General features: G+C 50.6%; 23 protein-coding genes and 1 riboswitch. Of the genes, 21 read left to right on the top strand and 2 right to left on the bottom strand.

The window, feature by feature from the left end:
• The first annotated feature begins 134 nt into the window (after positions 1–134).
• From KNO72_RS15620 to KNO72_RS06425, 5 genes are all read left to right on the top strand, one after another.
• The gene (locus KNO72_RS15620) at positions 135–551 is read left to right on the top strand and encodes a hypothetical protein (RefSeq protein WP_251025521.1); all 417 of its coding nucleotides are present in this window, start codon (positions 135–137) and stop codon (positions 549–551) included.
• Positions 496–2,427 (top strand): Ig-like domain-containing protein, encoded by a 1,932-nt coding sequence (locus KNO72_RS06440; RefSeq protein ID WP_251028278.1) that lies wholly within the window; start codon positions 496–498, stop codon positions 2,425–2,427. The genes KNO72_RS15620 and KNO72_RS06440 overlap by 56 nt, the downstream gene beginning before the upstream one ends.
• A gap of 185 nt (positions 2,428–2,612) precedes the next feature.
• Positions 2,613–4,055 (top strand): carbon starvation CstA family protein, encoded by a 1,443-nt coding sequence (locus tag KNO72_RS06435; protein WP_012726873.1) that lies wholly within the window; start codon positions 2,613–2,615, stop codon positions 4,053–4,055.
• Positions 4,056–4,150: 95 nt separating this feature from the next.
• Positions 4,151–4,822 (top strand): PAQR family membrane homeostasis protein TrhA, encoded by a 672-nt coding sequence (trhA, locus tag KNO72_RS06430; RefSeq protein ID WP_012726872.1) that lies wholly within the window; start codon positions 4,151–4,153, stop codon positions 4,820–4,822.
• Between the two features lie 157 nt (positions 4,823–4,979).
• Positions 4,980–5,897: a proline dehydrogenase family protein gene (locus KNO72_RS06425; RefSeq protein ID WP_078147281.1), complete on the top strand. Its 918-nt coding sequence runs from the start codon at positions 4,980–4,982 to the stop codon at positions 5,895–5,897.
• Positions 5,898–6,123: 226 nt separating this feature from the next.
• Here KNO72_RS06425 and KNO72_RS06420 read toward each other — a convergent pair whose 3' ends face one another.
• Positions 6,124–7,026, bottom strand: coding sequence for an SDR family oxidoreductase (locus KNO72_RS06420; RefSeq protein WP_214687164.1), 903 nt, complete (start codon positions 7,024–7,026; stop codon positions 6,124–6,126).
• Between the two features lie 214 nt (positions 7,027–7,240).
• On the opposite strand from KNO72_RS06420, the gene KNO72_RS06415 reads away from it, so the two are divergent.
• From KNO72_RS06415 to gcvH, 6 genes are all read left to right on the top strand, one after another.
• Positions 7,241–9,652 (top strand): 3-hydroxyacyl-CoA dehydrogenase/enoyl-CoA hydratase family protein, encoded by a 2,412-nt coding sequence (locus tag KNO72_RS06415; RefSeq protein ID WP_214757539.1) that lies wholly within the window; start codon positions 7,241–7,243, stop codon positions 9,650–9,652.
• A gap of 18 nt (positions 9,653–9,670) precedes the next feature.
• Positions 9,671–10,843, top strand: coding sequence for an acetyl-CoA C-acetyltransferase (locus KNO72_RS06410; protein WP_012726865.1), 1,173 nt, complete (start codon positions 9,671–9,673; stop codon positions 10,841–10,843).
• Positions 10,844–10,856: 13 nt separating this feature from the next.
• Positions 10,857–12,641, top strand: a complete 1,785-nt coding sequence (locus tag KNO72_RS06405) for an acyl-CoA dehydrogenase family protein (RefSeq protein WP_214683894.1) — start codon at positions 10,857–10,859, stop codon at positions 12,639–12,641.
• Between the two features lie 89 nt (positions 12,642–12,730).
• Positions 12,731–13,462, top strand: coding sequence for a hypothetical protein (locus tag KNO72_RS06400; protein ID WP_214683896.1), 732 nt, complete (start codon positions 12,731–12,733; stop codon positions 13,460–13,462).
• A gap of 47 nt (positions 13,463–13,509) precedes the next feature.
• Positions 13,510–13,863: an arsenate reductase family protein gene (locus KNO72_RS06395; protein WP_214683897.1), complete on the top strand. Its 354-nt coding sequence runs from the start codon at positions 13,510–13,512 to the stop codon at positions 13,861–13,863.
• A 48-nt stretch (positions 13,864–13,911) separates the two neighbouring features.
• Positions 13,912–14,295 carry a glycine cleavage system protein GcvH gene (gene gcvH / locus KNO72_RS06390; RefSeq protein WP_012726861.1) on the top strand — a complete coding sequence of 128 codons (384 nt, stop codon included), beginning with the start codon at positions 13,912–13,914 and terminating at the stop codon, positions 14,293–14,295.
• 38 nt (positions 14,296–14,333) lie between these two features.
• Here gcvH and KNO72_RS06385 read toward each other — a convergent pair whose 3' ends face one another.
• A complete protein-coding gene (locus KNO72_RS06385; protein ID WP_251024865.1) occupies positions 14,334–15,389 on the bottom strand; it encodes a PTS sugar transporter subunit IIC in 1,056 nt (351 codons plus the stop codon).
• Between the two features lie 180 nt (positions 15,390–15,569).
• Here KNO72_RS06385 and KNO72_RS06380 point away from each other — a divergent pair, with 180 nt between their 5' ends.
• From KNO72_RS06380 to sufB, 10 genes are all read left to right on the top strand, one after another.
• Positions 15,570–15,827 carry a thioredoxin family protein gene (locus KNO72_RS06380; RefSeq protein ID WP_078147274.1) on the top strand — a complete coding sequence of 86 codons (258 nt, stop codon included), beginning with the start codon at positions 15,570–15,572 and terminating at the stop codon, positions 15,825–15,827.
• 450 nt (positions 15,828–16,277) lie between these two features.
• A riboswitch (SAM riboswitch) is annotated at positions 16,278–16,384 on the top strand.
• A 77-nt stretch (positions 16,385–16,461) separates the two neighbouring features.
• Positions 16,462–17,490 (top strand): methionine ABC transporter ATP-binding protein, encoded by a 1,029-nt coding sequence (locus KNO72_RS06375; protein WP_012726858.1) that lies wholly within the window; start codon positions 16,462–16,464, stop codon positions 17,488–17,490.
• Entirely contained in the window at positions 17,480–18,142 is a 663-nt protein-coding gene (locus KNO72_RS06370; protein WP_012726857.1) for a methionine ABC transporter permease, read from the top strand. The genes KNO72_RS06375 and KNO72_RS06370 overlap by 11 nt, the downstream gene beginning before the upstream one ends.
• A gap of 30 nt (positions 18,143–18,172) precedes the next feature.
• On the top strand, positions 18,173–19,006 hold the full coding sequence (locus KNO72_RS06365) for a MetQ/NlpA family ABC transporter substrate-binding protein (RefSeq protein ID WP_214757537.1): 834 nt from the start codon (positions 18,173–18,175) through the stop codon (positions 19,004–19,006).
• A 101-nt stretch (positions 19,007–19,107) separates the two neighbouring features.
• Positions 19,108–20,322 carry an MDR family MFS transporter gene (locus KNO72_RS06360; RefSeq protein ID WP_214757535.1) on the top strand — a complete coding sequence of 405 codons (1,215 nt, stop codon included), beginning with the start codon at positions 19,108–19,110 and terminating at the stop codon, positions 20,320–20,322.
• A 178-nt stretch (positions 20,323–20,500) separates the two neighbouring features.
• Complete coding sequence (gene sufC, locus KNO72_RS06355) at positions 20,501–21,262, top strand: Fe-S cluster assembly ATPase SufC (protein WP_143180266.1); 762 nt, start codon at positions 20,501–20,503, stop codon at positions 21,260–21,262.
• Positions 21,263–21,274: 12 nt separating this feature from the next.
• On the top strand, positions 21,275–22,543 hold the full coding sequence (sufD, locus tag KNO72_RS06350; protein ID WP_074036358.1) for a Fe-S cluster assembly protein SufD: 1,269 nt from the start codon (positions 21,275–21,277) through the stop codon (positions 22,541–22,543).
• 1 nt (position 22,544) lies between these two features.
• Positions 22,545–23,765 carry a cysteine desulfurase gene (locus KNO72_RS06345; protein WP_159562600.1) on the top strand — a complete coding sequence of 407 codons (1,221 nt, stop codon included), beginning with the start codon at positions 22,545–22,547 and terminating at the stop codon, positions 23,763–23,765.
• The gene (gene sufU, locus KNO72_RS06340; protein WP_214757533.1) at positions 23,755–24,189 is read left to right on the top strand and encodes a Fe-S cluster assembly sulfur transfer protein SufU; all 435 of its coding nucleotides are present in this window, start codon (positions 23,755–23,757) and stop codon (positions 24,187–24,189) included. The genes KNO72_RS06345 and sufU overlap by 11 nt, the downstream gene beginning before the upstream one ends.
• 19 nt (positions 24,190–24,208) lie before the next feature.
• Positions 24,209–25,606 (top strand): Fe-S cluster assembly protein SufB, encoded by a 1,398-nt coding sequence (gene sufB / locus KNO72_RS06335; RefSeq protein ID WP_047795116.1) that lies wholly within the window; start codon positions 24,209–24,211, stop codon positions 25,604–25,606.
• Positions 25,607–25,637: the final 31 nt, after the last annotated feature.

The raw sequence follows: 25,637 nt of genomic DNA, 5'->3' as shown, positions 1-25,637 counted from the left end.
AAACAGAAATGGACTGCGCTCGCACAAGCACTTCAGAATCCCACTCATCCCGAAGGGTGAGCTTGCGGCTTTAGCCGTGGGAGTGTCAAGTCCGTGAGAGCCAAGTCGATAAAAATGAAGCGTTCGAACATCCGATGTACAAGGCGATGGCGGCACTCAACTACGATGCCGTCACACTCGGGAACCATGAATTTAACTTCGGTCTCGCATTCTTATACAACGCGATGGAAGGGTCGAAAGGGAAACTGCGTTTCGTCAACTCGAACGTCAAAGATTTAGAAGGTCACCCGATTGTCTCGAAGTTCAACGTGGATGGACAAGAGGTCCAAATCATCGAACGAACGGTCACAGACTTGGATGGGGAAACACATACGATCAAGATCGGTGTGTTCGGAGTCGTCCCTCCGAAAATCATGTCATGGGATTCGGGGAACCTTCAAGGTCGTGTGACGGCAGAGGATATCATCCCGTCCGCACGTGAAGCTGTTCAAAAAATTGAAAGACCGGGGAGCGGACGTCGTCGTCGCCCTCGCGCACTCAGGCATCGGTGACAGTGCGACACTTGCAGATGAACAACTCGACATGGTCATGACGGGGCACCAACACGGTCGCTTCCCGGATGCGAAAGGCATGTTCGCTTCGTTCCCGAACGTCGATATGACAAAAGGGACGATCAATGGCAAGCCGGTCGTCATGGCGAACAACCAAGGGAAGGACCTCGGCGTCATCGACTTCGAGCTTGAACTCGTAGATGGCAAGTGGCAGATTCTTGACGCATCGGCCGCACTCGACTCGGTGACAGCAGATACGGCGGTCGATCCAACGATTCAAGATGACATCCAGAGCTACTTCGCACTCGTCCGTGATGATGCATCGGTTCAGTTCGTGACGAACGCACAGAAGTGGTATGTCGAAAAAGAGCTCGAAACGAACCCGGAACTTTCTGCATATAAAGAGTTGCCACTCTTGTCAGCAGGCGCACCGTTCAAAGCGGGTGGACGTGAATTGACAGATGCAAGCTACTATACGAATATCCCGAAAGGGCAAATCGCTTTGAAAAACGTCGCGGACCTTTACGTGTATCCGAACACGCTCGAAGTCGTCAAAGTGACAGGAAAAGATGTCATGGATTGGCTCGAGATGTCAGCGGGTGCGTTTGATCAGATCGAAGAAGACGGCGAAAACTTACTCAACCTTCAATTCCGTAGCTACAACTTTGATGTTCTCGACGGTTTGACGTATGAGATCGATGTCACGGGTCCTGCGAAGTTCGATGTCGGCGGAAAGCTCGTCAACGAAAACGCGAATCGCGTGAAGAACGTCGAGTACAATGGACAACCAATCAAGATGGACCAAGAGTTCTTGGTCGCGACGAACAACTATCGCGCAGGTTCTTCATCGTTCCCAGGCCTTGGTGGCGGGAAGAACATCGTCTATCGCTCAGCGTATGAGACACGTAACGTCATCTCGGACTACATTGTCGAAAGTAAAGACAAGTTGGACTACAAAGCCGACAACAACTGGAAGATTGTCGCAGACGCGAAGCGTTCGGTGACATTTGAGACAGCGGATGCAGGGAAGCAGTACTTGAACCTTTACGAAGGAATCGAAGCGACGGACGCGACCCGTCAAGATGCGGCAGGTCGTCTCTTCCGCACTTATACGACGGAGCTCGAGGCAGTACCAGTTGATTTGACGCTTTCGGTCGATGTCATCAAACCAGGTGCGAAAGTCGTGACCGGGAAGACGGCGCCAAATGCGAACGTGACATTGAAAGATGGCCAAACGGTTCTCGCCACGACGACAGCCGATGCACAAGGGATGTACCGTTTGACAGTCAAGCCACTCAAACTTCGTCAGTCGTTGACGATTGAAAGCGAATTGAACGGGAAGACGATGACGGAAACGAAAGTCGTCGGAGACGGATTTGTCGGAACGCCAGCCATCTCGAAACGTTTGACGTATGCCAACACGCCAGTACTGAAGGGAACGTCTTCGCCAGGTGCGAAAATGGTGTTGAAGCGGGACGGAAAACGAATCGCCTATGCGACGGCAGATGCATCTGGTAAATTCGAATTCACGAAGCGTGCTGGTTTCGTTGCGGCAAGCTATGAAATCGAAGCGAAAGATGTTTCTGGTAAAGTGGTTGAATCCGAGTCATTTGTGATTGAGAAACCTAAGATGGTGACGCCGAAGAACACGAAAGGCGTGAAAGCGGGTACGCGTGCCTTGATCGGGAAAACGACACCAGGCGCGACGGTCCTCTTGAAAGACGCCAAAGGCAAGCAAGTTGCAAAAGTGAAGGCGAGCTGGGCTGGTACGTATACGTTCACATTCAAAAAAGGCCTTGCGAAAGGGACGTACAAAGTCATCGCGAGTGACTACGATGGTTCTGGCGCAAAACAATCAACTTTCAACTTGAAATAAGTACAGAACGACGTCCGAATCGGGCGTCGTTTTTTGTCGAATAAAAGTGTCTAAAATGTGAATGAAAGCCCTTACATTATCATCTAGTCTTATGTATAATCAAACATGTAATCGGTTACATGACACGTGTAAACCGAAGAGCTGATGGGATTCGGCTACATATGTACGGAAAAGGGGACTGACAGATGATTACATTCTTCGTCGCACTCGCACTACTTTTGGTCGGGTATTTAGTATATGGTCGTTACGTCGAGAAGACGTTCGGCATCAAGGAAGAGCGGACGACGCCCGCCTATGCGTCTCAGGACGGCATCGACTACGTGCCGATGGGCAAAAAACGGAACTCGATGATTCAATTGCTCAACATCGCCGGTGTCGGACCAATCTTTGGACCAATCATGGGGGCGCTCTACGGACCGGTCGCCTTCCTTTGGATCGTCTTCGGATCGATCTTTGCCGGTGCGGTTCATGACTATTTGACAGGAATGATTTCCCTTCGAAACAACGGGGCACACTTGCCACAACTGGCGGAAAAGTTTCTCGGGCGTTCGCTTCGCCATATCGTCAACGGGTTTGCACTCTTACTCTTACTTCTTGTCGGGACGGTGTTCGTCACGTCTCCGAGTAACATGATCAACAACTTGTTCGATGGGAACGCATCGACGCTCACCATCGTCATCTTCGCCGTATTCGCTTACTACATCTTGGCGACGCTTCTCCCGGTCGATAAGATTATCGGACGTATCTACCCGTTCTTCGGGGCGCTACTCGTCATCAGTGCCATCGGGATTGCGGTCAGCTTGTTCGCTCAAGGATACAAGATTCCAGAGATGACATTGACGAACATGCATCCGGACGGCTTACCGATCTGGCCGCTCCTCTTCTTTACGATTTCATGTGGGGCGCTCTCTGGTTTCCATGCGACACAGTCACCGATCATTTCGCGGACGACGATGAAAGAAAGCAACGGCCGTGAAATCTTCTACGGCATGATGATCGCCGAAGCGGTCATCGCGATGATTTGGGCTGGAGCGGCGATGGCCATCTTTGAGCCGGGTGAATTACTTGGACTCATCAGTGCGGGCACTCCGGCACTCGTCGTGCAAGAAGTGGCGACACTCATGCTCGGCAGCATCGGCGGGACACTCGCGATTCTTGGAGTCATCGTCTTACCAATCACGTCAGGAGATACGGCATTCCGTAGCGCACGGATGATTATCGCGGACTACATGTCGATCGCACAGAAGAAGTTCTCGTCACGTCTTTGGATCGCGCTTCCACTCTTCGCGATCTCATACGTGCTCACGAACATGGACTTCCAAATGCTTTGGCAATACTTCAACTGGGCGAACCAGACGACGGCGGTCATCGCACTGTTCGTCGGGGCGATGTACCTTTACATTAAAGGGAAAAACCACTACATCGCGCTCCTTCCGGGGACGTTCATGTTATATGCAGTCTGGTTCTACATCTTGACGGCGCCAATCGGCTTCAAACTGGACGGAGTCCTTCCGTACGTCATCTCGACACTCGGCACGTTGACGCTTCTCGTCTTGTTCCACAAACGGGCACGCGCGATGCGAGCAGCGCAAATGGAATGTGACGTTCCGGTGAAAGAAGTCGCATAATCTCGACACGGGCTAATCGGTAGCCCGTGTTTTTGATTGCGTTCAAATCGGGAAATGTCCATACTAGAAGGAACAGTTATGGAAGGTGGGAGCACATGAAACAAGAGCAACTCAAAGAGATGCTCCATGCCGACACGCTCGGGGAAGAGATTGCGAGCGCGGTCACGCACGGCCTGGGAGTCATCTTCAGCATCGTCGCCCTCGTCCTGCTCGTCATGAGCGCGACAGAGAGTGGGAGCACATGGAACGTCACCGCGGTCAGTGTGTTCGGGGCATCGATGATTTTACTCTATCTCTTCTCGACGCTCATGCACGCCATTCCGCATCCACGGGCGAAGCGGGTGTTGCAAGTGTTCGACCATGCGGGGATTTACTTACTCATCGCCGGAAGTTATACGCCGTTCGCCCTCGTGACCCTTCACGGGACGCTCGGCTGGACGTTATTCGGGATCGTGTGGGGTGTGGCAATTCTCGGGATTGTGTGGAAACTATTTTCGACCGGAAAGTACATGTGGGTGTCCAATGTGACATACCTCGCACTTGGCTGGATCTGCATCATCGCCATCCGTCCGTTGTATGAATCACTCGGTCATCAAGGGTTCATGCTTCTTCTCGCAGGAGGGATCGCCTATTCGGTCGGTATCGTGTTTTACGTGTGGCAAAAACTGCCGTTCAACCATGCCATTTGGCACTTGTTCGTCCTAGCGGGAAGCGTGTTCATCTTCCTCAGTATTTTACTCTATGTCGCACCTTCGACAAGCCTATAAGACAGCCGTCCTACGGGACGTCTGTCTTTTTTGAAAAGTTGGGAAGAAAGTGCTGCAAACGGTTACAAAAATACAGACGAAATGACGTTTGTGTGTCATAATAATTGCAGACATCATCATAGAGATAGATGGGTGTAAAAGTAAGGGGGAAAATCAGATGGAAAAAGTGTTGCGCGATGGATTTATCTACATGTCACAAAACAAAACACTCAACAGTTTGGCAAAGAAATATGGCCTACGATTTGGTGCATCACGCTTTGTAGCAGGGGAAGACTTTAAGGCTTCTGTCCCGACGATTCGCGAATTGAACGCGAAAGGGTTGTCGGTCACGGTCGATCATCTCGGGGAATTTATTAAGACGGTCGAAGAGGCGAATACGAATCGCGACGAGATCATGCGTGCGATTGAAATTATGGCAGAAGAGCAATTAGACGCCTATATGTCACTCAAGCTGACGTCACTCGGATTCGATATCTCGGACGAGTTGATTGAAGACAACATGCGTCAAATTTTGACGGTCGCACAACGAGTCGGGGTCTTTGTGGCCATCGATATGGAAGATGAGCAGCGTTGTGAAAAGACGCTCGAATTGTTCAAAAAGCTGAAAGCTGAATTCGACGGTCTCGGAACGGTCATCCAGTCGTACTTGTACCGCTCGGAAGATGACATCAATCATCTTGCGCCGCTCAAGCCGAACCTCCGCATTGTCAAAGGGGCATATAAAGAGCCGGCGACGGTCGCGTTCCCTGAAAAAGAGGACGTGGACCATAACTACGTGAAGCTCGTCAAACTCCATCTTGCGAACGGGAACTACGCATCCATCGCGACACACGATGACCATATGATTGACGCCATCATCGAGCACGTCAAAGAGAACAACATTCCACTCGACCAGTTCGAGTTCCAGATGTTATACGGCATCCGCGTCGAGCGTCAACTCGAGCTCGTGCGCCAAGGATACAAAGTCCGTGTCTACGTGCCATACGGTCGTGACTGGTACGGTTACTTCATGCGCCGTCTCGCAGAGCGCCCGGCAAACGTGGCGTTCGTGTTAAAGGGAATGGTGAAGAAATAAAATGAGCACGAACATTCGTCGAGGATGTTCGTGCTTTTTGATGTATGGATAACGTCGATACATTCGGTCTTCTATGTAGCGGAGGTGTTACGATTTCTTGTTCTCGTCCTCACTTACCCAAAAATCTGGACCGATTTGATCGGACAGCCAAAAGAAAAGTTCTTGATGTTCTTCTGGATGAACTGCACAAAAAGAAGACTCAGCTACGAACTGAGTCTTCGAACAATTATCCATTAATCACGGTTCCACCATTTACGTGGATGACTTGACCACTGACGTATGTCGAATCATCGCTTGCGAGATAGACATACGCCGGTGCGAGTTCGGCCGGTTGCCCCGGTCGTTTCATCTCTGCTGAATCGCCGAACGATTTCACCTTCTCCGCGTCAAACGTTGACGGGATGAGCGGTGTCCAAATCGGTCCCGGGGCGACCCCGTTGACGCGAATCTTCTTGTCCGCCAAGTTTTTGGCGAGCGAGCGGGTGAATGCCGTGATGGCACCTTTCGTCGATGCATAGTCAATCAATTGGTCGTTTCCTTCATAGGCTGTGATCGAGGTCGTATTGATGATGCTCGCTCCTTCTTTTAAGTAGGGGAGCGCTGCTTTCGTTAAGTAGAACATGCTGAAGATATTCGTGCGGAACGTCTTCTCGAGTTGATCGTCTGATATATCGAGGAGCGACTCCTGTGGATGTTGTTCGGCAGCGTTATTGACGAGGATGTCAATCCGACCGAACGTCTCGAGCGTCTCTTCAACGACTCGTTGACAGAAAGAAGATTCGCCGAGGTCGCCTTGAAGCAAGAGACAGGCTTGACCTAAGTCCTCAATCCGTTCTTTCGTCGCTTCCGCGTCCTCGAGTTCGTTTTGGTCTTTATAGACGATGACGGAGTTCGCACCTTCGTGGGCGAAAAAGATGGCGACCGACTTTCCGATTCCGGAATCCCCACCGGTGATGATGGCGACCTTATCTTTTAACTTGTCACTACCTTTATAATCTTCCCGTTCATAGATCGGGAAAGGCTCCATCTTCGAATCGATTCCCGGTTGGTGTGCCTGTTCTTGGGCTTTCTTCTTAAACGACTCAAAGTCCTTTCGGCTACCGACAGTGTTTAAACGATTATCATGCATGTATACATTCCCCTTTCTGAATTTGACTCTTTTTGTCTATACCACACCCATTGAAAACTAATCGCTCATTCAAAAAATGGAATGAAATTGAAAAATGAACGCTTGCGAATGAATGTTCATTCATTTATGATAGAAGAGTAAACACGATGGTGATTGCGATTTTTTTTACGCGTGAAATGAATCACTATTCATTCTCATTTTAGGGGGGAACACTATGACGAGTCACATCGAACAATCAACCGACCTCCGTTTGACGAACTCAATTCGTTTTGCGGTCGTCATCGGTTCAGGAGTAATGGGGGCGGGGATTGCGGCTCACTTGGCGAACGCGGGGATTCGTTCGCTCATGCTCGACATCGTACCACGTGAATTGACATCTAAAGAGGAAGCGAAAGGGTTGACGCTGGAGTCACCAGAAGTACGCAATCGCATCGCCTCAGAAAACCGTCAAAAACTACTGAAACAAAATCCAGCACCACTTGCGACAGCCGATCATCTCAACTTCATCGAAGTCGGGAACTTAGAAGATGACTTAGAGCGTTTGAAAGAAGCGGATTGGGTCATCGAAGTCGTCGTCGAACGTCTCGATGTGAAGCAACAACTCTTCGAGAAGATTGCACCTTACATCCGTGAAGATGCGATTCTCAGCTCGAACACGTCAGGGATTTCCATCGAAGCGATGGCAAGTGCCCTTCCGGAAGGATTGAAATCACGCTTCCTCGGGACACACTTCTTCAACCCACCGCGTTACTTGAAGTTGCTCGAACTCATCCCGACGGAGAAGACAGCCCGTCCGGTCATCGACTTCATGTCACGTTTCGCGGAAGATCGTCTCGGCAAAGGTGTCGTCGAAGCAAAAGACACACCGAACTTCATTGGGAACCGGATCGGGACGTATGGTCTTCTCGTCACGTTTGAAGAGATGCTCAAGCAAAACGCTTCAATCGGAGAGATGGACTCGATCACAGGTCCACTCATCGGTCGTCCAAAATCAGCGACGTTCCGCACACTCGACGTCGTCGGAATCGACACATTCGTCCACGTGGCGGGGAACGTCTACGAGACACTCGAAGCTGGGGAAGAGAAGGACACGTTCGACGTCCCTTCAGAAATGAAGCAACTCGTTGAAAAAGGTTGGATCGGACAAAAGGCTGGTCAAGGCTTCTATAAGAAAGAAGGCAAGGTCATCCAGGAGTTGAACCTTCAGACGTTCGAATACGAACAATTGAAAGCGATTACAGTTCCTGAACTCGATCAAATCAAGTCACTTCCAGGCTCAAAAGCGAAATTGAAAGGTGCCATCTTGAACAAAGGTCGCGTCGGACAATTGCTCTGGCCAATCACGGCGAAGACGCTCGCTTACTCGGCACGTCTCACTGGTGAAATCGCCGATACGATCGTTGCGATTGACGATGCGATGAAGTGGGGCTTCGGTTGGAAGTTTGGACCGTTCGAGATGTGGGATGCCCTCGGTGTGGAGAAATCAGTCGAGCGTATGAAAGCGGAAGGCTATGACGTCCCGGCATGGATCGATGAGATGCTTGCTGCAGGCAACACGTCATTCTATAAGGGAGACCAGTATTACGATAAAGCGTCGAAGGCGTATGTCGAGAAGACCGTCAACCCGAAAGAATTGAAACTCAAGCCGCTCGCAAAATCAAACGGCATCATCCTAGAGAACGGTGGGGCACGCCTCGTCGATATCGGCGATGACGTCGTCGCACTCGAATTCACATCACCAAACAACGCGATCGGTGTCGACATCATGCAGATGATCGAACAGTCGATCGACCGCGTCGAGCAAGACTTCAAAGGAATGGTCCTCGCCAACGATGGCAAGAACTTCTGTGTCGGAGCCAACCTTGCGATGATGCTCATGGAAGCAGAAGACGAGAACTGGTTCGAACTCGATTGGATCATCAACAAGTTCCAACAAGTCGTTCAAAAGATTCGTTATTCAAGTCGCCCGGTCGTTGCCGCACCATACGGCATGACGCTCGGTGGTGGTACGGAAATCAGCTTACCGGCAGCCCGTATGCAAGCCGCGCTTGAGACATATATGGGTCTCGTCGAAGTCGGTGTCGGCCTCATCCCTGGTGGAGGCGGAAACGTCAACACGTACCGTCGTCTCCTTGAGCAGACACCAAAATCGATGCAAAACATCGAGAAGGCTGCGCAACAGACATTTGAGAACATTGCGATGGCGAAAGTATCGAAGTCGGCATTTGATGCGAAGACACTCGGTTACCACCGTGCGGTCGATGGCATCTCGATGAACCGTGACCACTTGACGTTCGATGCGAAACAGACGGTCCTTGAACTGGCTGACGGGTACACGGCACCGGTTCGTGAAAAGTTACCGGTCGTCGGTCAAACAGGGAAAGCGACGCTCGAACTCGCGGCGTATGAAATGTTCTACGGCGGTTATATTTCAGAGCATGATTTGAAGATTGCGAAGAAACTCGCGCACGTCATCAGTGGTGGCGATTTGGCATACGGTACGCTCGTCGATGAACAGTATTTCCTCGACATCGAGCGTGAAGCCTTCTTGAGCCTCATCGGGGAGCCGAAGTCACAACAACGGATGCAACATATGCTCGTGAAAGGCAAACCACTACGGAACTGATAAAGGGGGACAAAACAGATGAGGGAAGCAGTCATCGTAGCCGGCGCACGGACGCCGGTCGGAAAAGCAAAACGCGGTTCGTTCCGTAACGTACGTTCGGACGAGCTCGCGGGATATGCCATCAAGGCAACGCTTGAGCGTTCAGGATATAAAGGCCCGATTGATGACGTCATCATGGGTTGTGCGATGCCAGAAGCGGAGCAAGGGATGAACATCGCTCGCTATGCGGCGGTCCGGGGGGGACTGTCGCACGAAGTTCCAGCGATCACCATCAACCGCTACTGCTCGTCAGGTCTTCAAGCCATCGCGGATGCGGCGGCGAAAATCATGATCGGTCAAGCGACGGCCATCATCGCCGGCGGTATGGAGTCGATGAGCCAAGTGCCGATGGGTGGTCACGTCATCCGTCCAAACCCACACATCATGGAGACGGCACCAGAGTACTACATGAGCATGGGACATACGGCAGAACGTGTCGCAGCTGAATACAACATCTCGCGCGAAGACCAAGATGCATTTGCTATCAACAGTCACCAAAAGGCGGCGGCAGCCATCGCAGGTGGCAAGTTCCAGGAAGAAATCGTTCCTGTGACGGTCATCGAGCACGTACTCGGTGAAGACGGGAAAGTCGCGGAAGTGGAGAAAGTCGTCAAGCATGACGAAGGTGTCCGTGCCGATTCAACAATCGAAGCGCTCGGTAAACTTCGCCCGGCTTTCAAAATCAAAGGATCGGTCACGGCGGGTAACGCTTCACAAGTATCCGACGGAGCAGCAGCAGTTCTCGTCATGGACCGTGAAGAAGCAGAACGCCAAGGATTGCAACCGATGGCCAAGTTCCTCTCGTTCGCGGTCGGCGGTGTCCGTCCGGAAGTGATGGGAATCGGACCAGTCGTCGCCATTCCGAAAGCACTCGAGATGGCTGGCGTGAAGTTAGAAGAAGTCGGATTGTTCGAGTTGAACGAAGCGTTCGCGAGCCAGTCACTCGGTGTCATCCGTGAACTCGGCATCGATCCATCGAAAGTGAACGTGAACGGCGGCGCTATCGCCCTCGGTCACCCACTCGGATGTACGGGAGCAAAACTTTCAGTCTCGATCTTGCACGAAATGAAACGACGCAATGAGAAGTATGGGGTTGTCACGATGTGTATCGGCGGCGGAATGGGCGCGGCTGGTGTCTTCGAATTACTATAAGGGGGAATCGGATATGGAACGTACAGAACATGAATTGATTAAAGGCGGTAGCTTTGTCATTGACGCACTCGACGCAGAGCGTCTCTTCACACCAGAGGATTTCTCAGATGAGCATAAGATGATTGGGGACACGACGGCAGGATTCGTCGATGACCGCGTCATGCCAGTCCTCGAGCGCATCGAGAAACACGAGTTCGACCTCTCTGTCGAATTGTTGAAAGAAGCGGGCGAGCTCGGTCTTCTCGGAGCAGACGTTCCAGAAGAGTACGGCGGTTACCAACTCGATAAAATCTCATCTTCGATCATCACGGAGCGCTTCGCGAAAGCACGTTCGTTCGCGCTCAGCTACGGCGCACACGTCGGGATCGGGACGCTTCCAATCGTCTTCTTCGGATCAGAAGAGCAAAAACACAAGTATTTGCCAAAACTCGCGACAGGTGAATGGATCGCGGCTTACGCCCTCACGGAGCCAGGCTCAGGTTCTGACGCCCTCGGTGCGAAAACGACAGCTGTCTTGAACGAGGCGGGCACGCACTACGTCTTGAACGGTGAGAAACAATGGATCACAAACGCCGGCTTCGCGAACGTGTTCGTCGTATACGCAAAAATCGATGGCGACAAGTTCAGTGCCTTCATCGTCGAGCGTGACTTCAAAGGAGTCTCAACAGGCGCAGAAGAACAGAAGATGGGAATCAAGGGCTCGTCGACACGTACGCTCATCCTTGAAGACGTCGAAGTACCAGTCGACAACCTTCTCGGTGAAATCGGAAAAGGTCACGTCATCGCCTTCAACATCTTGAACGTCGGTCGTTACAAACTCGCAGTCGGAGCAGTCGGTTCTTCAAAACGTGCATTCGACCTCTCGGTTCAATACGCGAACGAGCGTAAACAGTTCAAGACACCGATCAGCCAATTCCCACTCATCCAAGAGAAATTGGCGACGATGGCAGCGAACATCTATGCGATGGAAAGTTCAGTCTATCGTACAGGTGGTTTGTTCCAGGACAGCTTGGACGCACTCGGTGATGAGAACATGCGCGACGGATCAAAAGTCGCACAAGCAATCGCAGAATATGCGATCGAATGCTCACTCAACAAAGTATTCGCTTCTGAAACGTTCGACTACGTTGTCGACGAAGCGGTCCAGATTCACGGTGGATACGGATTCATGGCAGAATATGAAGTCGAGAACCTCTATCGTGACTCGCGAATCAACCGCATCTTCGAAGGAACGAACGAGATCAACCGTTTGATCGTCCCAGGTACGCTCCTCAAGAAAGCGATGAAAGGTGAATTGCCGCTCCTCGCAGAAGCGCAAAAACTTCAAAAAGAGCTCATGAGCTACATGCCACAAGAATTGGACGGCTCACCACTCGCTCGCGAGAAGATGCTCCTTTCGAACATGAAGAAGATCAACTTGATGGTCGCGGGTACAGCTGTCCAGAAGTATCAACAAGACCTTCAAAACGAACAAGAAATCTTGGCGAAGATCGCAGACATGATCAGTGCCATCTATGCGCTTGAAGCAGCCATCGCTCGTACAGACAAAGCGATTGCCCGTTCAGGCGAAGAGAAGAACACGCTCAAAGTCCGCTACACAGAAATCTTTGCGGAGCAAGTGTTCAAGCAAGTCGAACTCATGGCGAAAGAAGTGTTGTACGCAGCGGCGTCTGGTGACGAGCAACGTATGCTTCTCTCGGCAATGAAGAAGTTCAGCCGCTATCAACCGATTAATGTGATCGGCACGAAGCGCGAAGTCGCAGCGAGCCTCATCAAAGCGAACAAGTTTATCGTCTAATCAAATGGACAGAAAGGGTGGACCGGACGCGGTCGACCCTTTCTTTTTTTGAGCTCTGCCACGTACAATAGAGACGAGGGGGAGAGACGATGACAAAACGAGATGTATTACTCGACCGGATGGAACGCATTGGACGGTCCGTTGCCGAAAAGGACGGGACGCTCATGCTGCTCGCATTGGGTTCGATTGGACAAGAGACGGAGCGGTTGGATGAGTATTCGGACCTCGATTTCTTTTTGATTGTCGAAGATGGGCAGAAGGCGCGCTTTATCGACCGACTCGACTGGCTCGAGGTCGAACCGCTTCACTATCAGTTCCAAAACACGAAGGACGGGCATAAAATCATGTATCAAGATGGCATTTATGGTGAGTTCGCCGTCTTTGAACTGCATGAACTGGCGACCATCGCCTATACGCCAGGACGTGTCGTCTGGCGACGGGACGAGGCGCTCGAAGTATTTGCGACACCACGCCTCGAAATCACACGTGAATCAGCGGATTATTATTATGAAGAGGCGTTGACGAACCTATATGTCGGCTTACTTCGGGAACGTCGGGGCGAGATGCTCGCCGGATTCGAACTCGTCCAAGTCGCGGCCGTTCAAAACGTCTTGAAGGCGCTCGGCGGACAAGGAGATCCGTTCAATCCGACACGCCGGGTCGAGTCAAGACAGCCGGAGATGATTCCCTTCTTGTCAGATGGGGTAAAAGGATACGGCAGGTCAATCGAGGCGGCAGCGGCGATCTTACGGTTGATTGAAGCGAGGCACGAAGTGAACCCGACGATGAAGCGAGAGATTGAACGGTTGCTTGAGACGTGAATTGATTTCTCGGAATATGCTACATTGAGAATAGAGGTGATGAACAGATGGTGACACTATACGGCTATCCACCATGCAGTACATGTAAAAAAGCAGAAAAATGGTTGAAGGAGCAAGGCATCGCGTATACATACGCTCATATCGTTGAATCGACACCGACGAAAGCGGAACTCGCCGAACTGTGGAAACAATCAGGTCTACCACTCAAGAAGTTCTTCAATACGAGCGGGCAAGTCTATCGGAACGAAGGCATCAAGGACAAGCTGCCAAATCTATCAGAAGACGAACAACTTGAGCTATTAGCGAGCAATGGTATGCTTTTGAAGCGACCAATCGTCACAAATGGTGAAAAAACGACCATCGGATTTTCAGAAAAGTCCTTTACGGACGTTTGGGGCTAAGTGCTATAATACAGATGTGAGTCTAATTTATTTGAGGGGGAAGTTAGGATGAGCAAAGTACCAGCAAATTTACGTTATTCAAAAGAACATGAGTGGGTAGAAGTAAACGGAACGAAAGCCCGCATCGGCATCACGGATTTCGCACAAAGCGAACTAGGGGATATCGTGTTTGTCGAACTTCCAGAAGTCGATGGTACGATTTTGCTCGACGAGCCATTCGGTTCAGTCGAATCAGTGAAGACGGTCTCTGAGTTGTATGCACCAGTATCAGGTCGCATCACAGCAGTGAACGAGGACCTCGCGGATTCTCCAGAACTCGTCAACGAGTCACCGTTTGAAAACGCATGGATGATCGAAGTCGAGTTGACGGAAGAGTCAGACCTCGACAAGCTCATGTCTGCAGAAGAATACGAAGCGATGATTCAAGGATAATCAAAACCGGCCTCTCCAATGGAGAAGCCGGCTTTTTTTTACTCGAAATCGAGTCGGTAATGATCGGATTTGACGAGAGTCGCCCGTTCAAACACGCGATAGAAGAAGATTCCGAGTGCGACGGGAATCAGACCGAACAAGACGATGACGAGCAGGACGTTGAAGAGAGCGAATCCACCCGGCATGAGATGAAGGGCGTTCACTGGACCGATGAGTCCTGACACCCCGAACCCGGCGCTGATTGGCGTTCCCTCAATTTTTAGGATTCCAGCGAGCGCACCGAGAATCGCCGCATTTGCCAAAATGGGAAGCATCATGATGGGGCGTCGGACAAAGTTCGCCATCTGAATCTTCGGAGAACCGAGGAAATGGGCAATCGATGTGCCGGTCGCGTTCGCCTGCCATCCGGCGATCGCGAGACCGAATCCGGCTGCAACGACTCCGAGGTTCGCCGCACCCGCCGCGACACCGGACAGGCTGATGGCCGTCGCAATCCCGACGGTCGAGATCGGCGAAACGATGATGAGCGAGAACGCCATGGCGATCAGGATCCCCATGAGGACCGGTTGCAGGTCAGTCATGGTCATGATGAGTAGACCGATATACGTCGTGATTTGGGAAATGTACGTCAACAAGAAGGTACCGATGCCTCCTGCGACGACAATGATGGTCATCGGCATAACAATGACCGTATACGTCTTCAAGTGGGGAGCGAGCTTCATGACTAGAAGTGTAGCGATTGCAGCGGTCACACCGGCTGTGATCACATCCCCGATGCCCGCCATCACGAACGCACCTTCGTCGATTCGAACGGCACCGCTACCGACATACGTTGCAATCGCGATCGTCCCGGCTTCGAGAATCGATCGTCCGAACTGCATGGCGACCGCTAGCCCGATAATGGCTGGCAGAAGCCGCATCGCAATCGTCGTCGCATCCAATATGAATTGAAGAGACGGAAAATACGGAAGTATGGCTTTCGTTAATTCACCGAGTAGTGCGCTCGGGATAAGGGCGATCAGAATCGCCATGCTGAGACCGTTTAAGACGTTCATCGTGAACTGTTTCATCGTACCTGTTGTTGGTTCCGTCATCATTCATTCACCTGTCCTTCTTCTTTGCTGTTATGTACAAAAGCGATAAAGTTAGAACCCATATTATTCCTCTCACCAGAAAGAGTCAAGAGAATCATTGAAAAATTCTGAATTTTTACGAGAGCACGATTTTTGAACGGGAATCCATCGCCCCTTATAATGACAAGAGAGGTGAGAAGAATGATTACAGACGGATTCTTATATATATACGCCCCGATGTGTGGTACATGCGCTGTGGCGGAAAAAATGTTGACGGTCGTCGAAGCGGTCGACCCTGAAATTAAAATCGAAAAGCGAGATGCGAACTATATCCCAAAAGAGCTAGAAGCCTACCAAGTGATGAGCGTACCCGCCCTGTTGAAGCTTGAAAATGGCGAGGTTCAAGATCGATTGTACGCGTTTCAAAATGTGCAACATGTCCTCTCTTTCGTGAAGTGAGAGAGGAACATTAGAATAATCTGAAAATTTTAAATAATCAGTTGACACAGAAAGTTCACGAATGGTATATTCATTACAACATCTTACTTGAACACAAAATAGGACGCGATATTCCCGATATCAAGACGTTTTGGCGAAGCCGCTGCTACCTTTATACGAATACACGTCAGTCTTCCCTTCGATTGTCCCCCAAAAAAATCAAGCGAAGACAGACGTTCCGTATAATCGCACGGTCCAAGCTAAGATCGAGTGATGATTGGTGAATCTCCCCCATATAAGGATGTAAATCTTGAACGGGCAAAAGATTTTCATCTATGGGCTGTCCTTCCGTGACTCAAGGTGCTACGTTCTGTGTCGTCCTCGGACGGCACCTTTTTTTAATTTTTTTGAATAAAGGATTTGACAGCAGAAAAAGCTGTCGCTATGATAAAGCTAATCGAATACACAACACTCTTATCAAGAGAGGCTGAGGGACTGGCCCTATGACGCCCAGCAACCGCGGAGCAATCCGAAATGGTGCTAATTCCAGCAAGGTGAGAAACCTTGACAGATGAGAGCAATCGTTGTCCGTACGATAAAGTGCGCACGTTTGCTCAAACGTGCGCGCTTTTTTTGTTGTCAGGAGGGAAAGGTATTGATTCAATTACGAAACGTCGCCAAATGGTTCGATACGAAGAATGGTCGTGTCCAGGCGGTCGATGATGTATCACTAACGATTGATCGCGGTGAAATTTTTGGAATAATCGGATATTCGGGGGCGGGGAAGTCGACGCTCATCCGATTACTCAACCGTCTCGAGTCTCCGTCAAGCGGTGAAATCGAGGTCGCCGGGAGTGAGCTCACGAAGCTCAGCCCGAAAGAACTACGGGGAGTTCGCAAGAACGTCTCGATGGTCTTCCAGCACTTTAATCTTCTGTGGTCGCGCACGGTCGCAGAAAACATCAGTTTCCCACTCGAACTGATCGGGGTTCCGGCAAGTGAACGGAAACGACGCGTCCAGGAACTCGTCGAACTCGTAGGCTTGGCTGGTCGCGAGGATAGCTATCCATCGCAACTGTCGGGCGGTCAAAAACAGCGAGTCGGGATCGCCCGCGCGCTCGCTACCAATCCTGAGGTTCTCCTCTGTGACGAAGCGACAAGCGCGCTCGACCCGAAGACGACGGATTCGATTCTCGAACTGCTCGTCAGCATCAATAAAAAGCTCGGATTGACGATCGTCCTCATCACGCATGAGATGCACGTCATCCAAAAGATTTGTCACCGTGTCGCCGTGATGGAGGCCGGAAAAGTCGTCGAGACGGGTCAAGTTTCGGACGTGTTCCAACATCCGGAGCAACCGATTACGAAAGAATTCGTCAAGCAAATCGGGGCGGTCGACGATCTGTCGCTCACGTTCGAACACCTTAAAGAACGGTATCCGAGCGGTCAAATCGTCAAATTGAAATTCTTGAACGAGACGGCAGAACAACCGATTTTGTCTGACGTCCTCAAGACGCATGATATCGGATTCAACATCATCGGCGGGAACGTGACCCAGTCACAAGTCGGTGCGCTCGGTACGCTATTCATCCAACTGATTGGGGAAGCAAGTGAAATCGAACGTGCCATCACGTCGATTCGTTCGCAATCCGTAGAAGTGGAGGTGGAAAGCGATGTTTCCTAACGTAGATTGGCAAATTATGATGGAGCAGACTTGGGAGACGTTATACATGACGCTCGTCGCAGGTGTGGCGACGTTTGTGATCGGACTCGCTTTAGGTTTGATTCTCTATATTACAAACGAATCACTTTTATTGAAGAATCGTCCGATTTACGTCTTCGTCAGCGCGATCGTCAACGTGTTCCGTTCGATTCCGTTCATCATCTTAATTATCTTACTCATCCCGTTCACGTTGTTCCTACTCGGGACGATGCTCGGTTCGACGGCGGCGCTTCCGGCGCTCATCATCGGAGCGGCACCGTTCTACGCTCGGATGGTCGAACTTGCGCTTCGTGAAGTCGACCGTGGGGTCATCGAGGCGGCCGAATCGATGGGGGCGACGAAATGGCAAATCATCTATAAAGTCTTGATTCCGGAAGCTCTTCCGGCAATCGTGTCGGGACTCACGGTGACCATCGTAGCCATCGTCGGTTATACGGCAATGGCGGGGGTCGTCGGTGGCGGCGGACTCGGGAACTTGGCTTTCTTGGAAGGGTTCCAACGCTCACAAAACGACGTCACGTTCGTCGCGACGGTGCTCATCTTGATCATCGTTTTCGTCATCCAGTTCATCGGTGACCGACTCGTCACAAAAATTGATAAACGTTCAGCATAATCACACATATACCATTTGGAGGGATTCATTATGAAAACTTGGAAAACAGTACTCGGATTGACAGCTTTATCAGCATTCACAGTTCTCGCGGCTTGCGGCGGGGAAGAGGCGGAAACAGGTTCTGGCGATGGCAAAACATTGATCGTCGGTGCGTCAAACGTACCGCACGCTGAGATTTTAGAGCACGTACAAGAAGAATATGAAGCAAAAGGTTACAAACTCGAAATCAAGAAGTTCCAAGACTACGTGCTTCCGAACAAGACGCTCGCGAGCGGTGAGCTCGATGCGAACTACTTCCAACACGAGCCATACCTTGAGTCACAAATGGCTGAGAACAAAGACTACAAATTCGCATCAGCAGGTGGCGTGCACATCGAGCCGATCGGTGTCTACTCACAAAAATACAAATCGCTTGACGAGCTTCCTGAAGGAGCGGAAATCATCATGAGCTCATCGGTCGCTGACCACGGACGAATCCTTACGATGCTCCAGTCAGAAGGTCTCATCACGCTTGCGGAAGGCAAAACGGTCGATGCGACAGTCGCTGACATCGTCGACAACCCGAAAGACTTGAAATTCAAGACGGACGTGGAAGCAGCACTTCTTCCAACGGCTTACAACAATGGAGAAGGTGATGCGGTCCTCATCAACACGAACTATGCGATCGATGCAGGTCTCAACCCACTCGAAGATGCGATTGCACTCGAAGGGGAAGATTCACCATACGTCAACTTGATCGTCACGCGTGAAGGGGACGAAGAAGACGAGCGCGTCAAGGCACTCCTCGAAGTATTGACGTCTGAAGAGACACAACAGTGGATCTTGGACGAATACAAAGGTGCGGTCGTACCGGTCAAACAATAAGTCATTTCGACTCAGGAGACTTCCTCCTGGGTCTTTTTTTGTCTAGTGTTCTTTCATAAAGAGAAGTACACTACATATATGAAAGAAAAGGGGGGATTTGGATGAAGCTCAGACAGATTCATCCACTGACGTGGGGCGTCCTGTTCGGGACGTTTTTTGCACGACTGGCGACGTTTTTTGTCATGCCATTTTTTGCGATCTATCTAGCTACGCTCGGCTTTTCAGCGAGTGTGATCGGAACGATCTTTGCCGTGACGGCACTTTCAGGTCTGTTCATGAGCTTCTTTGGGGGGACACTCTCTGATCGGTATGGACGAAAACAGCTCATGTTGATCGGGATCGTGCTTAATGCCGTCACGTTCGCTGGTCTCGCACTTGCGACGGAACTGTTTTGGTTTTACATGCTATCGATGTTGATGGGGATGTCGCGATCATTCCTAGAACCGGCTTCGCGTGCACTCATCAGTGATACGACGCAGGCAGATCAGCGGGTCATCGTCTATAATGTCCGTTACTTCATGATCAATATCGCCGCGGCCATCGGACCACTCTTGGCGGTCGTCTTGTCACTCACTGGTGTGAAGACTGCATTCTTCGTCGTGACGGCTGTCTACATATTATACGGGATCATTATATCTATCTTGTTTTACAAATATCCGTTTGAAGAAGGGGACGGAATCAAGGCACGTCCGCGCTTGACGGAGACGTTTCGTGTCCTGAGAGATGACCGAACGTTTCGGGCGGTCATCATCGGGATGATCTTCGCGATTATCGGTTATAGCCAGTTCAATTCGACGCTCCCGCAATTCATCGCGCTACGCGATGGATTAGAAGAAGGCTCGAGATTATTCGCCTACTTATTAACGACGAACGCCATCACGGTTCTCATCGTCCAATATCCGATTATGCGTTTCGGGATCCGTGTCTCTCCGATCAAGTCACTCTTTTTCGGGATTTCGACCTTGTCATTCGGACTTTTGCTTATTGGATTTGCGACGGTAGAGTGGGTACTATTTGTCGCGATGGCCATCTTTACCGTCGGTGAGGTGTTGATGTTCACCATGACGGACGTCTTGACGGATGAACTCGCGCCGGAACATTTACGAGGCACTTATTTCGGGGCGATGGGATTGACGTCACTCGGACAGACAATCGGACCGATTATCGGTGGCGTGTTACTCGATACATTCGGTCAGTCATCGCTTCCTGTATTCGGAAGTTTGGCGCTCTTGACGGGATGTGGTGCCTTCTTCTTCGCGGCTGCCGTACGAGAGCGGAAAGCAGTCCTCGCACTCGTCGAAGAGAATGCCGGATAATGTCTTGATTTCCTACTATTAGCATTCTCAACTTTTATCATTCTATTGAGAATGAATTCTAAGGTGAGTCGCTTGAAATAAAAAAATGACTAGTCTAAGATTAGAATATATCTAATCTACGCCATTCACTATGGCGAGAAAATACGGAAGGGGTATCCGAATGTCTAACGTACCACAAATGAAAATTGATGACCTCCGCGTCTCAATCGAAGGAAAAGAGATTGTCAAAGGTCTTAACCTAGAAATTAAAGGTGGCGAAATTCATGCCATCATGGGTCCTAACGGGACTGGTAAATCAACACTCGCATCAGCACTCATGGGTCATCCACTTTATGAGGTCACTGGGGGAAGCGTCGAATTAAACGGCGAAGATGTCCTCGAGATGGAAGTCGACGAGCGCGCACAAGCAGGGATGTTCCTTGCGATGCAGTACCCGGCTGAAATCAGTGGTGTCACAAACGCGGACTTCTTGCGTTCGGCAATCAACTCACGTCGTGAAGAAGGTCAAGAAATCTCGCTCATGAAGTTCATCCGTGAACTCGATGCGAAGATGGAGCTTCTCGAAATCCCTTCAGAAATGGCACACCGTTATTTAAACGAAGGATTCTCAGGCGGTGAGAAGAAGCGTAACGAAATTCTTCAAATGATGATGATTCAACCGAACATCGCCATCTTGGATGAAATCGACTCAGGTCTTGATATTGATGCCCTTAAAGTCGTTGCCAAAGGCGTAAACGAAATGCGTTCAGAAGAGTTCGGCTGCTTGATTATCACGCACTACCAACGTCTCCTCAACTATATCGAGCCAGACTTCGTACACATCATGATGGACGGGAAAATCGTCATGTCTGGTGGTAAAGAGCTCGCACAGCGACTCGAGGCAGAAGGTTACGACTGGGTGAAGCAAGAACTCGGAATGACAGTAGACACAGAAGCGTAAGGAGGCTGTACGATGACCGTACAATTTGAATTGGATGCACAAGCGTTGTCGGCACGTGCAGAAGCGCTCGGCGGACCAGCATGGATGGTCAACCGTCGTAAAGAGGCAGCAGAACTTGCGCCGACACTTGCTTTGCCAAAAGTTGAAAAAATTAAGATTGATAAGTGGGACTTCACAGCGGGAGATGTCGAGCTCGAACAAAAAGACGGCTTGACAGCGGACATCGAATCACTCCTCGGAGACCACCGGACAAACGTGCTCGTTGAACGCAACGGTCATGTCGTCTATAACGAATTGTCGATGCCTGAAGGCGTTTTGTTCATGGGAATCAAAGAAGCGATGGAGCAACATCCGGAGCTCGTTGAGAAATACTTCATGACTGAAGGCGTACGTGTCGATGAAGAACGTCTTTCGGCGTTGAATGCTGCCCTCACAAACGGTGGTGCATTCATCTACGTACCGAAAAACACGCAATTGAAAGATCCGCTTCAAGCCATCTTCACGATGGAACAGGCGAACGGTGCCCTCTATCACCACACGATCCTCGTCGCAGACGAAGGCAGTGAAGTGACATACATCGAAAACTTCCTTTCTGGCACGAATGAACCGCATACGGTCAACGTCGTGACGGAAGTATTCGCTGGAGAGAACGCGAAAGTCGTCTTCGGTGGTGTCGATCAGCTCGCTGAATCAGCACTTACGTTCATGAATCGTCGCGGTGTCGTCTATGCGAACGGTCGCCTCGATTGGGCGCTCGGTCACATGAACGACGGGAACTCGGTCGTCGAGACGAAGACTCACCTCGTCGGCGACAACACGTATTCAGATACAAAAGCTGTGACAATCGGTCGCGGTGCACAGAAACAAAACTTCAACATTCGTACCGACCACTTCGGAAAAGCATCTGAAGGGTTCATCTTGATTCACGGTGTCCAAAAAGACGCAGCCACTGCAATCTTCAGCGGGACATCGATGATTCACCACGGTGCGTCAAAATCGAACGGTGTACAAACAGAGCGCGTCTTGATGCTCTCTGAAAAAGCACGTGGGGATGCCAACCCGATTCTTCTTATCGATGAAGATGACGTTATGGCAGGTCACGCAGCGTCTGTCGGTCGTGTCGATGATGTTCAATTGTACTACTTGATGAGCCGTGGTTTGTCTCGCCAAGAGGCAGAGCGTTTAATCATCCACGGATTCTTGACGCCTGTCGTCGAAGAACTCGCAATCGATTCGGTCAAAGACCGTCTCCGCGAAGTCATCGAAGGGAAAGTACGTTAAGATGTTGAACGCCTCGATTCGTGAACAGTTTCCGATTTTAGATCAGGAAATCAATGGACACCCGCTCGTTTATCTTGATAGCGCGGCGAGCTCACAAAAGCCGCTCGCTGTCATCGAGGCGATCGAGGACTATTATCGTCGCAACCATTCGAACGTGCATCGTGGCGTCCATACGCTCGGGACGCAAGCAACGGATGCGTATGAAGGAGCACGTGAACGCGTCCGCTCATTCATCCATGCGGCGGTTCCTGAAGAAATCATTTTCACTCGTGGAACGACGACGGCCATCAATTTGGTCGCATCGAGCTACGGAGATGCGAATGTCGGTGAAGGCGACGAGATCGTCCTCACTCCGATGGAACATCATGCGAACTTAATCCCATGGCAACAACTCGCCAAGCGAAAAGGCGCGACACTTCGATACGTCGAGCTCACGCCGGACGGACGTGTCACACTCGATGCGGTTCAAGCGGTGTTATCAGACCGGACGAAAATCGTCGCGATGAGTCACGTCTCGAACGTACTCGGGACGATTAACCCGATTGCCGAAGTCGCTCGACTCGCGCATGAGTTGGGTGCCGTCATGGTCGTCGATGCCGCGCAAAGTGCACCGCACCGAAAACTTGACGTCCAAGCACTCGACTGTGACTTCCTCGCCTTTTCTGGACATAAGATGCTCGGACCGACTGGGATCGGTGTCTTATATGGGAAGAAGCAACTCCTCAAAAACATGGAGCCGGTCGAGTTCGGTGGCGAGATGATTGACTATGTCGATTTATATGAATCGACGTGGAAAGACATCCCGTACCGTTTCGAAGCGGGAACACCAATTATCGCCGGAGCGGTCGGACTTGCGGCAGCCATCGATTTCTTAGAAGAAATCGGTCTTGAAAACGTCGAAGCACACGAACGTGAACTCGCGTCTTACGCAATCGAGCAGATGAAAACGATTGAAGGGATCGAGATTTACGGTCCTGAAGATCGCGTCGGTCTCGTCACGTTCAACTTGAAGGACGTTCATGCTCACGACCTCGCGACTGTGCTCGATATGCAAGGTATCGCAGTTCGTGCCGGTCATCACTGTGCACAACCACTCATGCGTCTTTTGAAGCAATCATCGACGGCACGGGCGAGCTTCTATTTGTATAACACAAAAGAAGAAGTCGACCGCTTCATCGAGGGATTACGTCAAACGAAGGAGTATTTCAATTATGAGTTTTAATAATCTCGACATGTTGTACCGCCAGGTCATCATGGATCACTATAAAAACCCGAGAAACCGTGGCGTCATCGAAGATGGCGTGAAGGTGGACTTGAACAACCCGACGTGTGGGGATTCGCTTCGTCTTCAACTACAGGTCGAAGACGACATCGTCAAAGATGCGAAGTTTGAAGGGGAAGGCTGCTCAATCAGTCTCGCCTCGGCATCGATGATGACCCAAATCGTCAAAGGAAAAACAGTAGAAGAGGCGCTTCAACTCGCCAACATCTTCTCTGAAATGGTTCAAGGAAAAGAGTACGACACGGATACGTTTGACCTCGGTGATATCGAGGCGCTCTCAGGCGTATCGAAATTCCCGGCTCGAATCAAGTGTGCCACGCTCGCGTGGAAGGCGCTTGAAAAAGGAGTAGACGAGGACGCGTAAGGAGAAGGAGGAGACCGATATGGCAAAGAACATGCCGGAAATTGGCGATTATAAATACGGCTTCCATGATCGGGACGTTTCGATTTTCCGTTCAGGCCGTGGCTTGACGACAGAAATCGTAGAGACGATCTCGCGCATGAAAGAAGAGCCACAATGGATGCTCGACTTCCGTTTGAAGTCGTTGGATCACTTCAACAAGATGGCGATGCCGACATGGGGCGGAGACCTCTCGGCACTTGATTTCGACGAAATCACGTACTATGTCAAACCATCTGAAAAGACAGAACGCTCATGGGACGAGGTACCAGAAGAAATCAAACGTACGTTTGACAAGCTCGGTATCCCAGAAGCAGAGCAAAAATACTTGGCAGGTGTCTCGGCTCAGTATGAGTCTGAGGTTGTCTACCATAGCATGCAAGAAGACTTCGAAGCGAAAGGTGTCATCTTCAAAGATACAGACACAGCCCTCAAAGAAGACGAAGAGATCTTCAAAGAGTACTTCGGGAAGTTGATTCCGCCGACGGACAACAAGTTTGCGGCCCTCAACTCAGCAGTTTGGTCGGGTGGCTCGTTCATCTACGTACCAAAAGGCGTGAAACTCGAGCAACCGCTCCAAGCCTATTTCCGCATCAACTCGGAAAACATGGGTCAGTTCGAGCGTACGCTCATCATCGTCGACGAAGGCGCATCGGTTCATTACGTCGAAGGATGTACGGCACCGGTCTACACAACGAACTCGCTTCACTCAGCGGTCGTTGAGATCTTCGTCAACAAAGATGCATATTGCCGTTACACGACGATCCAAAACTGGGCGAACAACGTCTACAACTTGGTAACGAAACGTGCAGTCTGTGAAGCGGGTGGATCGATGGAGTGGATCGATGGAAACATCGGATCGAAACTCACAATGAAATACCCAGCTGTCATCTTGAAAGGGGAAGGCGCACGTGGGATGACACTCTCAATCGCCCTCGCTGGTAAAGGACAGCACCAAGACGCTGGCGCTAAAATGATTCACCTCGCACCAAACACGTCGTCGTCTATCGTCTCAAAATCGATTTCGAAACAAGGCGGAAAAGTATCGTATCGTGGAATCGTCCACTTTGGCCGTAAGGCGAAGGGCGCGCGCTCGAACATCGAGTGTGACACGCTCATCATGGACAACGAGTCGACGTCAGATACAATCCCGTACAACGAAATCTTGAACGACCAAGTGTCACTCGAGCACGAAGCGAAAGTCTCAAAAGTGTCAGAAGAGCAACTCTTCTACCTCATGAGCCGTGGAATCTCGGAAGAAGAAGCGACAGAAATGATCGTAATGGGCTTCATCGAGCCATTCACAAAAGAATTACCAATGGAATATGCGGTCGAAATGAACCGTCTCATCAAGTTCGAGATGGAAGGTTCGATTGGATAATCGTGACTTCAAAACCAGCGGAGCTTTGCTT

It is taken from the genome of Exiguobacterium sp. s123 (genome assembly GCF_018617075.1).
Taxonomy (GTDB): Bacteria; Bacillota; Bacilli; order Exiguobacteriales; family Exiguobacteriaceae; genus Exiguobacterium; species Exiguobacterium profundum.
This window is presented reverse-complemented; position numbering and strand designations above follow the sequence as displayed.